This is a genomic window from Epilithonimonas sp. KH_059 (assembly GCF_057838485.1).
The window spans coordinates 1,171,734-1,188,719 of record NZ_CM174468.1 but is presented as its reverse complement, the minus strand read 5'-3'; the positions used below and the strand labels follow the sequence as shown (position 1 = coordinate 1,188,719).

Annotated in this window: 11 protein-coding genes; 5 read left to right on the top strand and 6 right to left on the bottom strand. The window is 39.8% G+C overall.

Going from position 1 to position 16,986, the window contains the following annotated elements; genetic code table 11:
• Positions 1 to 16: 16 nt before the first annotated feature.
• Together AC3IRX_RS05560 and AC3IRX_RS05555 are read right to left on the bottom strand one after the other, a co-directional pair.
• The gene (locus tag AC3IRX_RS05560; protein ID WP_489208796.1) at positions 17 to 2,755 is read right to left on the bottom strand and encodes a TonB-dependent receptor plug domain-containing protein; all 2,739 of its coding nucleotides are present in this window, start codon (positions 2,753 to 2,755) and stop codon (positions 17 to 19) included.
• A 202-nt stretch (positions 2,756 to 2,957) separates the two neighbouring features.
• Positions 2,958 to 3,932, bottom strand: coding sequence for an SDR family NAD(P)-dependent oxidoreductase (locus AC3IRX_RS05555; protein ID WP_489208793.1), 975 nt, complete (start codon positions 3,930 to 3,932; stop codon positions 2,958 to 2,960).
• A 167-nt stretch (positions 3,933 to 4,099) separates the two neighbouring features.
• Between AC3IRX_RS05555 and AC3IRX_RS05550 the strand changes: the two genes are divergently transcribed.
• The 5 genes from AC3IRX_RS05550 to AC3IRX_RS05530 all read left to right on the top strand — a co-directional run bounded on the left by AC3IRX_RS05550 (position 4,100) and on the right by AC3IRX_RS05530 (position 7,477).
• A complete protein-coding gene (locus AC3IRX_RS05550; protein WP_489208791.1) occupies positions 4,100 to 5,326 on the top strand; it encodes an NAD(P)/FAD-dependent oxidoreductase in 1,227 nt (408 codons plus the stop codon).
• A 17-nt stretch (positions 5,327 to 5,343) separates the two neighbouring features.
• On the top strand, positions 5,344 to 6,336 hold the full coding sequence (locus AC3IRX_RS05545) for a catalase family protein (protein ID WP_489208790.1): 993 nt from the start codon (positions 5,344 to 5,346) through the stop codon (positions 6,334 to 6,336).
• Positions 6,329 to 6,598 (top strand): SemiSWEET transporter, encoded by a 270-nt coding sequence (locus AC3IRX_RS05540; RefSeq protein WP_459083381.1) that lies wholly within the window; start codon positions 6,329 to 6,331, stop codon positions 6,596 to 6,598. The genes AC3IRX_RS05545 and AC3IRX_RS05540 overlap by 8 nt, the downstream gene beginning before the upstream one ends.
• A gap of 94 nt (positions 6,599 to 6,692) precedes the next feature.
• On the top strand, positions 6,693 to 6,932 hold the full coding sequence (locus tag AC3IRX_RS05535) for a hypothetical protein (RefSeq protein ID WP_489208787.1): 240 nt from the start codon (positions 6,693 to 6,695) through the stop codon (positions 6,930 to 6,932).
• A gap of 131 nt (positions 6,933 to 7,063) precedes the next feature.
• On the top strand, positions 7,064 to 7,477 hold the full coding sequence (locus tag AC3IRX_RS05530) for a hypothetical protein (protein WP_489208786.1): 414 nt from the start codon (positions 7,064 to 7,066) through the stop codon (positions 7,475 to 7,477).
• Positions 7,478 to 8,380: 903 nt separating this feature from the next.
• Here AC3IRX_RS05530 and AC3IRX_RS05525 read toward each other — a convergent pair.
• The 4 genes from AC3IRX_RS05525 to AC3IRX_RS05510 all read right to left on the bottom strand — a co-directional run bounded on the left by AC3IRX_RS05525 (position 8,381) and on the right by AC3IRX_RS05510 (position 16,909).
• The gene (locus AC3IRX_RS05525; protein WP_489208784.1) at positions 8,381 to 10,339 is read right to left on the bottom strand and encodes a heavy metal translocating P-type ATPase; all 1,959 of its coding nucleotides are present in this window, start codon (positions 10,337 to 10,339) and stop codon (positions 8,381 to 8,383) included.
• A 142-nt stretch (positions 10,340 to 10,481) separates the two neighbouring features.
• The gene (locus tag AC3IRX_RS05520) at positions 10,482 to 11,204 is read right to left on the bottom strand and encodes a ZIP family metal transporter (RefSeq protein ID WP_076387896.1); all 723 of its coding nucleotides are present in this window, start codon (positions 11,202 to 11,204) and stop codon (positions 10,482 to 10,484) included.
• 87 nt (positions 11,205 to 11,291) lie between these two features.
• Positions 11,292 to 12,488, bottom strand: coding sequence for an efflux RND transporter periplasmic adaptor subunit (locus AC3IRX_RS05515; RefSeq protein WP_305519735.1), 1,197 nt, complete (start codon positions 12,486 to 12,488; stop codon positions 11,292 to 11,294).
• Positions 12,489 to 12,511: 23 nt separating this feature from the next.
• The gene (locus AC3IRX_RS05510; RefSeq protein ID WP_076387900.1) at positions 12,512 to 16,909 is read right to left on the bottom strand and encodes a CusA/CzcA family heavy metal efflux RND transporter; all 4,398 of its coding nucleotides are present in this window, start codon (positions 16,907 to 16,909) and stop codon (positions 12,512 to 12,514) included.
• Positions 16,910 to 16,986: the final 77 nt, after the last annotated feature.

The window sequence follows — 16,986 nt, the reverse complement described above, 5'->3', positions numbered from 1 at the left end:
AATAGGGGATTAAGGATTAAAATTCATATTCTATTTTCGCTCCGAAACTTAAATCTAGAAGGCCCGTTTTGAGTCTACGAACCCATTGTCCGCTTTCATATACGAGAGCCGTTTGTTTTAAATCCAGAAAATTATTGCCGTAAAAAGAGAGTCGAAAGCCATTTGCAAATTCTTTCGTAATCTTTAGATTAAGATTATGGTAGACTTTATCGAGTTTGTTTTCTACTTCGTTTTGATTCCCGGATTTTATATGTGCAAATTGAGTGGGGTCTTCAATTTGCTCCGGAGTTAGGAGTACTTTTACCAAGTTTCGATCCAGGTAAGCGTAGGGTTTGTTTGGGTTTACAAAAGAGTTTCCATCCACAAGATAATGCTGACTCCTTAACGTGAAAATAAGCCCTGCTTTTGGAATCCTATAATTTAAGGCCCCTCCAAGTAGAACTTGATCGTGCGTTGTTTCATAGGCTTTGTAAAGTCCATACACTTCGTTTGCAAGCGGAAGAGTGGTTTCGTAAAAGGAATCCGTGTGCGAGTTGCTTTTGGTCACGGTGTAGGAAGCTTGAATGTCTAAGCTTAGATGGTTGAAAAACAATCGGTTTAAAGAAGAAAGGAGTTCCAGACCTTTGTCGGTGGACTCTAGATTGTTAGAGGCTTTGTTTTGCAGATAATAGTAATCGCTGTAGCCTACAACCGAGTAAGTGGGCTCTTGCGTGCCTTGGTATTGAAATTCAATTTCCGCTAAATCTCTTTTGGTTGCGTAGCGCTCCGAGGTAAACCCATCTTTAAGTTGGTTGTAGAACGCAGTGATTGCAAGGTTCCCAAAGGGGAACTTATAGTCGGCTCCAATTTCACTACGGATCCCACGTGAGGGTTTTAAATTTTTGTTGTCCGCCTGGTCAATATAAGTTTGAACCACACTTACGTTGTAATAGCCGGGCAGTCTCACATCGCCAAGCACGACGTCAAAGACTCTAGGCCCTGTGTAGATCATATTAAGCGAAGGAGATTTGGAAGAAATCCCGAAGGCGCCCCTAAGTTTAAAGTTGTTGTAAATCACATACGTATTGATACGAGGTGCAAGTAAGAAATTTTCATTTTGGTAATCGGCTCTTAGTCCGACCGATAAGTTGAAAAGAACGGAGTCGAATTTGCGGTAGATATTGTCTTCTACGTAGAGTCCCACTTGGGATTCTGCTTTTACGTTGTCTCCAAAATTATAGGGTCTAAAAGCAATTCCACCGCCTCCCGCTCCGTTTGCAAATTGATTCTGCATGGTTTCTGGAGAGCCCAGTCGTCCCTGACCTTTGTTGTCGCTCAAGGAAAAGTCAATCCCAAGTGACGTATTATGATTCCATTTGCCGGTCTGGAATTTCTTTCCAAGATCCAGTGCACTGTATAAGTGAATAGGCTTTCCTTCCACTTCTTTCGTTTGTCGATAGCTCACAGGGGTGTAGTACCCTTGATAGACCCCTTCTTTTGTTGAGGTTCCCACGACTTCTCCTCCAATGTTGACGAGTTGAGAATCGTGTGAGAACTGATACCCACTGGAGTAACTTGCTCTAAAATTTAAATTGTCAAAAAAGGAGTTTTCAAAGCGCCATTTGAGCGTGTTGGATAGGCGAAGATCCCGTTTCTTATTCGATGTTATTTTCATCGAAGTATCCTCCTGTTCAAAGTTTGCATCGTCAAGGTTGCTAGAATACGAAACTGAAAAGGTATTTAAAAGTCGGCGGTTTGGGCTGTTCCACGACCAGATGGCATTGGTGGTAAGTCTTTGGTAAACATTAAACTTGGTTCTGGGATTGGTGTTCGAATCCAAGTAGTTTACATTTACGTTCAAAAATCCAGCTTTTTCACTCAGCTTAAACCCTTTGCTAAGATTGTATTCCTGCGTTCCATCTCGAAATGCGCCATAGGCACGAAGCGGTGTTTCTCCTTTCTTTTGAGTGATGGCAATCACCCCGGAGGTAAGATCTCCATAGCGAGCCGAAGCGACTCCTTGGATCACTTCAATTTTTTCAATATTGTCCGTGGAGATTTCTCTAAGATCGACTCCGTAGTTTGCATTGGAAAAATAACCATTGTTTCCTCCTGCGACTCCAAAACCAATAGAGTTTGGTGAGAAGAGACTAGAGTATGTCGAGTTATAGGTTTGCATATTCTCATTGTTCGAGAGGGGAATCCCATCGATCACCACAGAGGTTCCAAACGATTTGTTTCCAAAGCCTTCGTTGCTGACCGTGGTAGGGGTTACGGTTCGAAAGGCTATGGGTTTAAACTCGTTCAGATTTAAGTTCATGAGTTTTTGACCGGGAAGCTGTTCGAGAACTTCGTTTACAGAAAAGGCTTGTATGTTTTTTAGAGCTTCTTCCCGAATCTCAATTTCAGAGTATTGTTTTTTCTTTTGTGAAATGGTCACCTCTGCAATTCGAGTGGAGAGACGATCCATTTCAATTGCGACCTTTGTCGTGGGAATTTGTGAATACGTCTTTTGAATGGAAATGAGATTGCTTCGATTAAAGACAAGCGTTTCGCCAGGTTGGTACTTGATACGAAACAGTCCATGGCGATCGGTGAGGGTCCAAGTCTGCGTGTTTTCAATTTGAATTCGAACGTTGGTAAGGGGAACTCGGTTTTCCTTATCCAAAACGACGCCTTCTAGTAATTGCGCAAAGCCAAGGCTTGGAATCAAAACAAAAAGTAAGGGTACCCATTTGAAAAGAGAAGAACGAAAAAGGGGAACTTTTGACTGCATAGATTGGTAGATCGTGCTGCAAAAGTATTAATTATTTTTAATAAGTCTAAATAAATACTACCTAATTTTGTTTATGAAAAAGAGGAAGTGAGCGAAAACAAGGGTCTCCCAGGAGCAGCAACTATGAAATAGCTGCTTTAATGTCCTATTTGATCCTTTACTGCTTTTGATTGACCTTATCAGAAATTTTAAGAGTTCTGAATTATTTTCCTCTCGAAAATGCAAATACGGCATAAGCTAGCGAAAGCAAGCCTCCGGCTAGAAGAATTTTTTTGGTTTTTTTAGATGGGGGAGGTAGCATCGTTTCCCCGTAAATTCTATGGGGAGCACGGGAAGGAACAAAAAGATTCCCATTGGTTTGGGCGCCGTCTTTGTCCATTAGTTTTCTAAGAACCCACGAGCCGGATTTCATCATGGTTTTTGGAAACAGGCTGTAGGCGGATTGTAAAAATAAAGAGGACCAATCGGTTGTTGCCGCTCTTTTTGGATACTTCGCGAGCGTAACCATTTGGTTGGCGAGCACTCTAGGGTCAAAAGAGAAGGGTGGTACTTTCATATCAAACCCTGAATACTTTGCACTGTGCATATTTCCTGTGGAGCGCTGCATCCCTGGGTAAAGTGATACCAAGTGAATGTTGGGATAATCGGATACTTCTGATTCGAGCGCCTCCATCATACCTCTGAGTCCAAATTTGGATGCACTGTAGGCGGTCGCGTAGGGAATAGGCATGTGACCAGAAACCGAGATGTTGGTTATCAGTACACCCTCGTTTTGAGCTTTAAAGATTGGAAGTAGAGCTTTGGCGCTATGGAGCGCAGACAAGAGGTTTGTTTTAATAATTTGATCCAATGCCTCTGACGGCATGTCTTCCAAATGGCCCGTGGCCATCACGCCCGCATTGTTGATCCAAATGTCAATTCGGGCATTAAATTGAAGCGCTTTTTGAATTAAGTTCTCTATCTGATCCCTTTGTGTTAGATCGGTGGGAACGCTTAACGCGCTCGCCCCCAAATCTCGCATGAGTTGCAGGGTTTCGTTTAGGGCGCTTTCTCCTCTAGCCGCAAGAACAATTCGAGCGCCTTGGAGTGCAAAAGCTTCTGCGGCAGCTCTCCCAATTCCGCTGGAAGCGCCTGTAATCACGACTGTTTTTCCTTTCAATGAATCGAATGCTTGCATGGGTTTATTGCTTTAGAGTTCACGTAGTAAGAATGACAAAATCATTCCACTACTTGTACTTTGAAAGAAAAATTCCGGTCATGTAAAACATTAAGCAAATTGTGTAAGTTCTTACACCGGGGAATAAATACCTTCGATAGTTGAATTATTTACGTAAGTGTAACTCTATGGATCTCAAATCAAATGAACCTTTTTGGCTAGTAAAAAATGGACTGGTTTCTTCTTATCCTTCTCTTAAAAAATCGATTGCTTGCGATGTACTCATCGTAGGTGGAGGCATTACGGGAAGTTTACTTTCTCATCAAATGATAAAAGACGGCTATTCCACTGTTCTTATTGATAAGCGTGAAGTCGTGCATGGCAGTTCTTCTGCTACCACCTCTCTTCTACAGTACGAGATCGATGTCCCTCTGTGCGAACTCATTGAAAAAATTGGAAAAAAGGGAGCTGAAGCTAGTTACAAGGCCTGCGCGCAAGCGATTGATACACTAGAGGAAGTTACCAAGGAGATTAATTCCAAAGCTGGGTTTACAAAGAAAAACTCGCTTTATTATGCCGCGCTTAAAAAGCAAGAGGTCGGACTTAAGAGAGAATTTGAGTCCCGGAAAGAAGCAGGGTTCAATGTAAGATGGCTAGAAAAAGAAGAGATTCAAAAACGATATGGCTTTGAAAAAGCTTACGGCGGAATTCTTAGCTCCCAAGGGGCTAGCGTGGATGCCTATCGGCTTGCCCATGAGCTTCTAAGGTACAATTCTTCAAGAGGGTTAAAGGTCTTTGACCGGACCGAACTGAAAGAGGTTAAAGATTGTAAAAACCATGTGATTGCCAAATGTGGAGACGGAATTGAAATTAACGCAAACCGTATCTTATACTGCACAGGCTATGAAACACAGAGCTTTATAGAAGAAAAATTTGTGGACCTAAAGAGTACTTATGCGATGGTATCGGAAGTGAATGTACAACCTATAAAACCTTTAAGCACTACCTTATTTTGGAACACTGCAGATCCCTATTTGTATTTTCGAACTACGGATGACGGAAGGCTCCTCGTAGGGGGAGCAGACGAAGAGTTCCAAGACGCAATGAAGAGAGATGCCCAACTCAATTCGAAGGAAATGGCCTTAAAACGTGAATTCCAAAAACTATGGCCCACGTATGAGTTTTACACTGATTTTGTGTGGGCGGGTACTTTTGGAGAAACGAAAGACGGCCTACCGTACATTGGAACCCATCCTAGGTTTCCACATTCTTATTTTGTTCTCGGTTTCGGAGGAAACGGAATCACGTTCTCTGTCATAGGAATGGAAATGGCTTCGCTTTTCTTGAAGAAAAGAACACATCCGCTTACCCCGTATTTCAAGTTTGGTCGCGATGCCACCGAGCAAGAACGTTAACGATAAACCTAGGCCCTATGAAAGAAAAACTTCCTTACTCTCAGACCTACAGTCAGTTATCCGCTGTAGAAATTTCCCTTTTGCAACAGGCTTTAAAGGCCGTGAAAAATTTTGTTCGCCATTCGAAAGTTGAAAACCCGAAGGGCTACGCCACTCGGGGTGCCCATGCCACCACCTACAGTTTTTTAGAAGGAACGTTCCTCCCTAATGAGGCGGGGAATGAGCTCTTTAATCTTGAGTCTTACCACGCCCTTGTGCGCCTCTCGCATCCGCACTTGAAAATAGTGAGTCCGCGTCGGGGTCTTCCGCTCTTTGGAGTGTCGCTTCGTCTGTCGGATCACAGCCGAAGCGTACTAAATCTTCCGCTGGTGAATTTTCCGTTATTTCCCATGGTCAGCGTGAAAAGCTTTTTAAATCTCTTTATTCTTATAAATACCTTTTTTACTGGGGGGCTTTTTTCTAAAGTCAAGAGCAGTTTACCTATTTTGGGCGCTTTGCCCCATGTTCTTAAGAGCAGTCTGAACGTTTCGTTTATGGAGCAAGTGCTTAAACTGTATCGAACCAAAGAGCGCTTTAGTTTGGACTTTGAATACCATTCGGTCGGAGCCTACCGCTTTGGGGACGCGATGGTCAAGTATAAGCTACAGCCTAAGGGCGAAAAAGGCAAGTCTTTAGAGCGCGTAGACCAGTCTGTGGAAGCTTATATGGCTAATGGCCAGGGCTACAAGGCAGAACTACTAGTTCAATTTGCTTTCGATACGCAAAGCCAGCCCGTAAATTTTCTAAACCGCATGTGGAAAAATTCCCCATGGGTCTGTATTGGCGAACTAGCATGCTCCGGGGTGTTGAATTCCGGGGGTCCGGATTTGGAAAACCTCTCGTTTAATCCCTTTGAAAGCCACGAAGTCCTTAGGCCCGTAGGAAAAATACAGGCGCTACGAGAGGCGAGCTACGAGGTCTCGCACGCCGAGCGCGAAGCGTTAAATCAAAAACCGATATCCCATGGATGAAACACTTATCGGTACCGTGGCCGGTGTTTTGACCTCGGTGGCCATGCTGCCTCAACTCATTAAAGTGCTTAAAGAGAAGAATGCGCAAGATCTTTCCTTATTAACCCTTGGGGTCTTAATTACGGGGCTCTCACTCTGGGTCTGGTACGGGATATTAAAACAGGAATGGCCCATCATTCTTTCCAATGGATTCGCCGTTCTGGTGAATCTGACCCTACTGGTAAGCGCCTTTGTGTTTAAAAAGAAGCAGGGTGATATTTAAGTTGGGATTGTCTTTTTTTCTTCGCGGATTTGCCCTGGTCTCACCGGCGGAGTTTGGACTATAGACCTTTGGCACGAGGCGGTTTTTGAATTAAATGGGCGCCTTTAAACCTTCTCAGCGCCGTGTTCATGGAGCTGACTTTTTAAAAGACCTCGTCCATAAAGTGGAAATCTACCTAGACAGTACACTTTGCAAGAACTTGAATGAAGAGTCCTTTATCCGAGAGGGCCGCACCGCTGCATTCAAGCTTCCGATTTTCCATTTAGAAATGAAGATTTATAAAGGGGCGGGTCATGTTCGAAGCATCGTCCTGGATGAAATCCAATGGCACTAGAACGAAATTCTGTTCCAGTTCAAAACAAGCTGAAACACGATTTATTATTGAAATTATTTATTATCTTTAATGCCCTGTTGCTCAACGGCCCCGATGGGGTGCTAAGAGGATTAAACCAGGTTTTTACTCTCATGAAGAAAATAAGTTTTCAAAAGCTAGACTCAAAAACGAATCTATTATTCCTTGTGTTTTTAGGAATTTGCGTGCTCGTGGATGCTTTTTCGGTATTGCATAAACTGGATATTGGAAACGTACTGTTTCGAAAATTGTTTCCCATATTTACTTATCTCTCAATCCTGCTTTATTTGCTGAGAGTCTATTTTTTCAAAAATGTATTTCAATGGAATTCGAGCGGATTTGCGGCGAAAATCAACAGTCCTTCAGGGTTAAAAAAGAAATTCGCTCAAATCAAGTCAATTGATTACGGTCCGAGTGCCGTTGTTATTACCGATACGAATGGCAAAGTCGATACCCTCAATTTAGAAAACATTCATCCTGTTAGTAAATCAAAACTTACTGAGGTTTTAAAGTCGCACGTCAACTAAAGAGATGCTTTGCGGCATTGTGAGTTTTGTATGAGGTTTTGCGAAGCAAACGAAAATCTATGCCTAAAAATCAAAATCCGCAGATTTTGTTTTTGATCCGTAATTTGACACTAAACGTGAAACGAAATAAATCATCTGAAACACCTACTAATGAAAAAACCACCTCTAACGCTTAGTTTGAGATGGTTTTTTGTTTCAGAAAGTAACTCCTTTGCAGACCCACAGGGAGTATTATTCAAACCAATAAAGCAATATAAGTCATCATTTTGCTGACAGTAAGTAAGTTACAGAATTTCATAAAACCATAAGGCATCGTATAAACCATTAAACAATCACTAATTTAGTCCCTGATTTTAGAAGTGGGGACTAAACAGACTCAGATCCAAACCAGCACAACATTAATTACTGACGCCTGGCAACAGCCTGCGGAATTTCCTCTATAAATGTCATTTGGGGTGATATATAAAAACTTGATGCTAATCTTTTAGCAACGTGACAATGCGAAATAAATCTAAATTCACAAGTTTGAATTTGGGTAATTTTAGTATAAAAACGACCTCTTTGTAATGGTGTCTCATGCAGACCATGGAAGAAAATCTGGTAAGCAATCGTCATGGTGGTATGTCCGTCGGCACATAGGAATATTGCTGTGGGCTGTGGCGAAAGTGAATAATGCTGCTATATCATTCCGCGGAGAAAAAGTATTTTATCGAATAATTTACGTGATCAATGATTAGATTTCTGTACCATTTTTTCTGCGTCCAGTGAATGGGTACCGAGAATAGTTGCTCTTAAATTGGAAGGAACCTTTTTGATTATATGCCGCTGGCGTGAGGGGGACGATACGCAACCCTTTAATTTTTAACCCGGGAACAAAAAAAAACGGACCGAAGCCCGCTTTATTTAGAATTTCATTTTCTGGATCCTCACTGCATTTAATATGGCAAGAAGGGCTACGCCAACATCTGCAAAGACTGCTTCCCACATTGTTGCTAAACCACCAGCACCTAAAACGAGAACGATGGCTTTTACTCCAAAGGCCAAAGCAATATTCTGCCACACAATCTTTTTAGTCTGCTTACCGATATTAATGGCCATCGGGATTTTTGATGGTTTGTCGTCCTGAATAACGACGTCTGCCGTTTCAATGGTTGCGTCGCTACCTAGACCGCCCATCGCTATTCCCACATCGCTTAATGCCACTACGGGTGCATCATTAACCCCGTCTCCGACAAAGGCCACGGTTTCGTTGCGCGATTTTATTTCTTTGACTTTATTCACTTTATCCTCCGGCAACAAGTCGCCAAAGGCATTTTGAATACCCAGTTTTTCGGCGACCGCTTTCACCACGGTTGATTTATCGCCGCTCAACATGGTCACTTTTACTCCTAAACTCTTCAGTTTCTTTACTGTTTCCGCTGCATCTTCCTTGATGCTGTCGGCAATGGTAATGTATCCTGCAAATTTTCCTTCATATGCAATGGCAATCAAGGTTTCTACTATATCATCAGGGTTAATATCGTACTGGATACCGAATTTATCCATGAGTTTGAAGTTCCCCACGAGTAACTGTTTTCCCTGATAATCCCCTTTCAAACCATGCCCGGCAATCTCTTCGATGTTGTTGATTACAACATTGTGATCAGGCTCTCCGAGGTGTTCATGAATGGCCGTCGCGACGGGATGAGTGGATGAATTTTCAATAACATTTACCATCCTAAGAATTAAATCTTTGTCGAGTTCGGGCTGCATGTTAACTGACTGTACTTTGAAGACCCCTTCCGTCATGGTTCCCGTTTTGTCCATCACCACATTTTTTATGGTAGAAATAACATCTAAAAAGTTACTTCCTTTAAACAAGATTCCGTTTTTACTTGCCGCACCAATTCCACCAAAATAACCTAATGGAATACTAATTACCAAAGCACACGGACAACTGATTACCAAGAAAACAAGTGCTCTATACAACCACTTACTGAAGGTGTAATCCTGTACGAAAAAGAATGGAATAATTGTAATGAGAATTGCCAATAATACAACGATGGGCGTGTAGATTTTTGCAAATTTTCTAATAAATAATTCTGTGGGTGCTTTTTGTGAAGTTGCATTTTGCACCAATTCTAATATTTTGGAAAGTTTACTATCCTTGTATGCGGTAGTTACTTTCACCTGAACCACGGTGTTCAGATTGATCATTCCTGCTAAAACTATTTCGCCTTTTTCTTTAGAATCTGGTTTGCTTTCTCCTGTGAGTGCCGCTGTATTAAAAGACCCTTTTTCAGATAATAACTCGCCGTCTAAACCCAACTTTTCGCCAGATTTTAGTTGGATTATGTCGCCAATCTCTACAGATTCCGCTTTTACAGTTGTTGATTGATTATCTTTAACAACGGTAACTTCATCTGGTCTTTGGTCTAATAGTGTTTTTATATTAGTTTTTGCTCTCTGTACTGCAAGTGTTTGAAAAACTTCACCCACAGCATAGAAAAGCATCACTGCTACACCTTCAGGAAATTCTCCAATGGCGAACGCACCAATCGTAGCGATACTCATCAAAAAAAATTCTGAAAAGAAATCACTTTTTCTTATACTATCAAACGCATCTCTTAAAACTGGTAATCCCACGGGAATATACGCTGCAACATACCAGGCAATCCTTACCCATCCATTAAACCAATTTTGGGTAATCCAATTATCTAAAGCAATAGCAATTATTAATAATGTGAATGATATAATGGCGGGCAAAAACATTTGTAACGTTGTTTTGTCCGTATTATCGTGATTATGTCCAGCATCGTGGGAATGCTCTCCGGCATGTTTTTCCGTTCCAATATCCCTTAAGTTTAATTTCTTTTTTGCCATTTTTTATATTTTAATTTTTGAATATATCGTTTGTATCTTATTATAATAATTTATCAAGTTTAATTTTTGAACCTAAAAATTTTAAATTAAAATTCATTTTTTGAACTTTACGATTATGCTTATTTTTTTAATCTTAATTAATTTAAACTACCATTCCTACCAGTAGAAATATTAAAAATCCTACAAAAAACATACTCGTCTGCAAAAGTGTTTCTTTTTCTTCGTGCGCTTCTTTCAATAATTCTTCAGTTACCAAAAATAATAAAGCAGCGAGACCGAAAGACAGCACCAATTCCAGCCATTCCTGTGATAATCCTGCTAATAATGTAATTCCTAAAACGGCTCCGACAAAGAAGCAGGCACCCAAAACTAATAAAATAGTCAGGCTTTTTTGTTTTGAAAAATTTAAATCCATACAAGCCAAAACTACTGCTAATCCCAGAGAAAAAATTTCGAGAGCCAAAGCGATGGAAAGCAGAATTCCTTCGGTGCTTCCAGCCGCAAAACCAACGCCGAGAAGCACGCCATCTATTAGTAAATCGATGGCCAATGCCACCAGAAGTCCCATCGGCAAAGAATTTTTTACTGCCGATTTTTCAGCGTTTTTTTGAAATTTTTCTGAAAAATATTTTACAGCCAACATCGTCGCGATGCCCAGTCCGAAACCAATTCCCACTTCAATAGGCCTGTGATTTTTAATAATATCCGGCAGAAGTTCCACTGCAACAACTGAAAAAACCACTCCGCCCGCAAAATGCAACACAGAACTCCGAAAACCCGCGTTTGGTTTTTTAAATAATCCGGTAATCCCGCCCAATAAAATGGAAACAACTGGAATTAAGGCGTATAAATAAATTGAAATCATAAAAATATTTTGATGCTAGTTTTGGCAACTTTTTATGGAAACAAATGGTTTGTAAATAGGTTTTAAGGTTTTAAAATTATCCCAAGATTACTCCTCTTCCTCCATATTATTCATTTTAGAAAGCAGGTCATATGCCCCTTTTAAAACTACTTTATCGGATTCATTAAATTTTGCAGGCAAAGTAACCGCAGTAAAACCATTTTCGCTTACACCGGTTTGCACTTCTACCTTCCTAAAGATATATTGTTTTTCTTTTTCCTTCCCATCTTTATCTTTAGTTTTTTCTAAAGTTTTTTCTAAAATAAAAATAAAATTCTTACCTCCGGAACCTACAATTGCCGCATCTGGCAATGCTGGTGTTTCCACAGATCCAAGTTCTATAATCGCATTTACAAACATTCCCGGCAACAGATTTTGAGATACATTCTGAATTCTTGCCAAAACATCTACAGTTCTGTCTCCGTGTATATCTTTCCCTATCAGATAAACTTTAGCAGTTTTTTCCTCGGCGTCACCAGTAGCCTGAAATCGAATAATTTGACCAACTTTTATTTTTGCAACATCTTTTTCAAAAACCTGCACTTTTACCATCATATTACCTGTATTTGCAATATCTGCGACAACCTCATTAGTTCCAACATATTTTCCAATATTGGTATATACTTTTGTTACGTATCCGCTTTGTGGTGCATAAATGTTGGCGCGCGAAGATATGTTACCTCTTGCAACAGAAGCAGGATTGATGTTCGCAACCTGAAGTCTTGCCCGTAATCCGGCAACTCGTGCAGACATACTATTATACTCACTTTGCGCCCGCTGTAAAGATTTTCTGGCTGCAATATTTTCTTTTACCAGTTCTTTTTGGCGTGTAAGATCCTGTCTTAAATAAGACATCTGACTATTGCTTTCCATGTAATCCTGCTGTATCTGTAGAAATTCAGGATTTTCTATCGTTGCCACCACGGTTCCTTTTCCAATATATTTTCCTTCGATTACGTTCATGGATTTTACATGACCTCCAAAAGAAGAGGTGATACTGGTCAGATTTTGCGGTGGAACTTCAATAGCTCCAGAGGCTTTGATATAATTGGAAAGATTAGTATTGGTTATATTTCCCAATTCCATTCCCACACTTTTGTACTGCGCTTCACTAAATTCTACGCTGTTTGCATCGTGCGGAACTTCTACATTTGCCGTGACTGCTGTTTCTTCCTTTTTATCGGAATTACAGGCTGACAACATAAAACTTAAGACGATGATATATAAATATTTTGATTTACTCATGATTTTGGAACTTTAATTATTTATTATAAACCAGAAATTAATTCCAGTTCGATGGCTGTTTGATTATATTGATTTAAACTTTCGATGTATTGTTTTTGGACTTCCACGGCGTTGTTTATGGATTGACTAACCTGGTAATAATCCATTTCTCCAACCTCAAAGGCACGCTGTGATTTTGTAATAAGCAACTTTGCCTGTGGCAATGCTGTTTCCCTATAAAAATTGATCTGGATTTGCAACCGTTTTAGGTCCGAAAGCAGTGTAGAACCCCGTTGAGAAAGACTGAAAGAAAATGCATCTACTTTTGCTTCCTGTATTTGCTGGTTAATTTCTGCGGCTTTGATTTTTGCTTTTTGCGCTTTTGCAAAAATGGGTATGCTAATTCCCAATTCTACACCCTGAAATCTTTTTCCTACTCCGTAAAACTTCGAAACTCCATTTTTCTCGAAATTACCTACCAACGATTGGTTAAAATAACCGACGCTAAAATCGGGAAGTAACCTGCTTTTTTCAACTCTGATTTCTTCTTTAGCGACTTCTATCTGGCTTTTCAAAGCAAGCAAGTCTGGATTATTATTAAAAATTGCGCTCTGTGGTGATACATCTAAAAACTTTTCGATAAGCGTTGTTTCCATAATATCTTCGATGGTTTGATTTCCGGTATACCTTTTCAATTGCTCCAGATGAATTTTTATATATTCTTCCGTCTGCAATTTTTGAGAAATCGCTTCCTGCAATCTGGTATTGGCATTGTATTTTTCTAAAATATTTGTTTCACCAGTCTGAAATCTTATGTCGGCAGCACGAAGTATTTTCTCATAAAGCGCGATTAATTCCTCATTTAATGTTCTTTGTTCTTTTCTGTAGAGTAAACTATAATAAATACTTTTTACCTGATAAGTGATCTGATTTTTATAAATTCCTGCCTGCATTTTGGACGCGTTTATGTTGGCGTCTGCCAGTTCTGTTAATCTTTTCAAATAAACCGGATTCGGAATATTTTGGCTTATGGTAATATTATTATCATAAGCAATAAGACTGTTATATTGACCAAAAGTGAGATTGATATTTGTTTTGCCATAATCTCTCACAGAACCTTTTAATGCAGACTGGTATTCCTCTCCTAATTTTGCAACCCTTGTGTTTGGATTGGATTCCAGGGAAGCAGAAATTGCTGAATTCAAATCTATCGTCCCTAAAGATGAAGATGAATTTGTCGTAATTTGACCTTTAACTCCATTATTAAAACCTGAGAGTAAAAACAAAAGAATAATCGTTGCTGATCCTGCAATTTTTGTATTTTTCAACTTACGTCGGGAAGGTTTTATATTCTCCACATAAGAGTAAAGTACCGGCAAAAGTACAAGTGTAAGAAATGTTGCGGTGAACAAACCACCTATAACAACTGTTGCTAATGGTTTTTGTACTTCTCCTCCTGCTCCGGTTGCCAATGCCATCGGTAAAAATCCTAATGATGCAACGGTAGCAGTCATTAAAACCGGTCTTAATCTTATAGCAGTACCTGCGAGAATTCTTTGCTTAATATCTTTCATTCCTTGTTTTTTAAGTTGATTAAACTCTGTTATTAATACGATTCCATTTAAAACAGCCACACCAAACAAAGCAATAAAGCCTACACCAGCGGAAATACTAAAAGGTAAACCTCTTAACCAAAGTGCAAATATGCCACCTATGGCAGACATCGGGATTGCTGTGAAAATTAGCAGTGAATATTTTAAGGAGCCAAACGCAAAATATAGCAGCAAAAGAATTAATCCCAATGCAATCGGCACGGCTATAGACAGTCTTTTGTTGGCTTCTTCCAAATTTTTAAACTGTCCACCATACGTTATAAAATAGCCAGTCGGCATTTTTACTTTTTCGTCAATTTTTGCCTGAACGTCTTTTACTACAGAGGCAATATCTCTACCGCGAACATTAAAGCCAACGATAATTCTTCTTTTGGCATCTTCACGCTGTATTTGGTTAGGTGCCAACTGGTAACTTACATCTGCAACCTGCTCCAACGGAACCTGGTTTCCATTACTTGCAGTAACAAAGAGTCTCTTCACATCCTCTATGCTTTGGCGTTCGCCTTGTTCTAACCGAACGACCAAATCAAAACGTTTTTCTCCTTCGAATACCGTTCCGGCTACACCTCCAGCAAATGCGGTATTTATCGCATTATTTATTTCTTCAACATTTAACCCATATCGGGCTATATTATCCCGATTCAATTTGATGGAAATTTGCGGTAAACCACTTACTTGTTCTACATACAGATCTTCCGCACCATCAACTGAGGGAATTAACGCCCCTATTTTTTTTGCTAAATCTGAAAGCGTTTCTAAATCGTCGCCAAAAATTTTGATACCCACATCCTGTCTCACTCCTGAAATTAATTCATTGGTACGCAGTTGGATTGGTTGCGAAAAACCGAAAGTAACACCCGGAACCTGCTCTAAAGTTTTCTGCATTTTCTCCGTCAATTCCTCTCGGGTATCTGCACTTGTCCAGTCTTTTTTAGGTTTTAATAAAATGGTAATATCCGCAGCCTCAATGGGCATTGGGTCCGTAGGTATTTCTGATGCACCGATTTTACCAATCACCTCTTTTACTTCGGGATACGTCTTCATTAATAGGCTGGATGCCTGCTCTATTTTATCTATAGTCTGGTCCAACGAACTTCCTACTAATAATCTTGTTTCTACTGCGAAATCTCCTTCCTCCAGCGTTGGTAGAAACTCACCACCAAGAGAATTGAAAATAACTGCTGACAATCCGAGAAGCGTAATTGCAACAATCAAAACAGTTTTTTTAAATCGCAGTGCACCATTAATCAACGGATCATAAATACGCTGAAATTTTTCCATCATTTTATCAGAAAAGTTCTTTTTATGGGTAATATTTTTACTCAATAGAAGTGAACTGATCATCGGCACATAAGTAAGCGAAAGAATTAATGCCCCAAATATTGCAAAGGAAACCGTTTGTGCCATCGGGCGAAACATTTTACCTTCAATTCCTACCAAAGCCAATATTGGTAAATAGACAATTAAAATAATTAGTTGCCCAAACGCAGCGGAGTTCATCATTTTTTTTGCAGAACCGGAAACCTGAATATCCATTTCTGCCTGCGAAATTTTTCCTGTTTTCAACTTCCTCATGTGGTGCATGGTTGCTTCCACGATAATTACAGCACCATCCACAATAAGTCCAAAATCGATCGCCCCAAGACTCATCAAGTTTCCAGATACGCCAAAAACTTTCATCAATGCTACGGCAAATAGCATTGCTAAAGGTATAACCGAAGCCACAATTAAGCCTGAACGAATATTCCCGAGAAAAAGAACTAAAACCAATATTACAATTAACGCCCCTTCTATTAAGTTTTTTTGCACCGTACTCATGGCTCTGTCTACAAATTCACTTCTGTCCAGAAAGGGTTCTATCTCTACACCGTCAGGTAAAGTTTTCCGTATTTGGTCTATTTTATCCTTTACTCGTCCAACTACTTCAGAAGCATTATTATCTTTTAATAGCATTACAATTCCGCCGACCGCTTCTTTGTCATTTCTGGTAAGTGCACCGTATCGGGTAGCAGTCCCAAACTGAACTTTTGCAACATCTCTGATGGTAATAGGCAGACCACTCTCCGAATTTTTAACTACAATCCTTTCAATATCTCCAAGACTTGTGATCAAGCCCTGGCTTCTGATAAAATAGGCATTGGGTTTTTTATCAATATATGAACCACCGGTATTCTGATTGTTTTTTTCCAGTGCTGTGAAAATATCAGAAATAGATAAATTGTAACTTCTTAGTTGATTAATGTTTAAAGCAATTTCATATTGTTTCAAAAGACCTCCAAAACTATTTACTTCTGCAATTCCCGGCGTACCTAATAATTGTTTTCTAATGATCCAATCCTGAATTGTTCGCAGTTTGACAGCATCGTATTTATCTTCAAAGCCGGGTTTAGCATGCACCGTATATTGGTAAATTTCACCTAAACCAGTAGAAACCGGTGCCATTTCAGGATTACCAAGTCCTGCAGGAATGGAACTTTTTGCTTCAGGAAGCCGTTCAGAGACTTGCTGGCGTGCCCAGTAAATATCTATGTCATCATGAAAAATAATGGTTACAACAGATAAACCAAAGCGGGAAATAGATCGCACTTCCTTAATTTCAGGAATAGTAGACATTGTCTGTTCTATAGGATAAGAAATAAACTGTTCTATTTCCTGTGTTGCCAGTGATGGACTTAATGTTATTACCTGTACCTGATTATTTGTAATATCTGGTACGGCATCTATAGGAAGGGTTCGAAGGGACATGACGCCCCAAATAATGAGCGCAATAGTGAAAATTCCGATCACCAATTTATTATTGATGGAGAATTCAATGATTTTATTTAGCATTGATAAAGAAAATTAGATTAAAGTAAAATTTAGATAATAAAAAGTACGCGTTCGCAGAAAAGCAAAACCGTAAATTT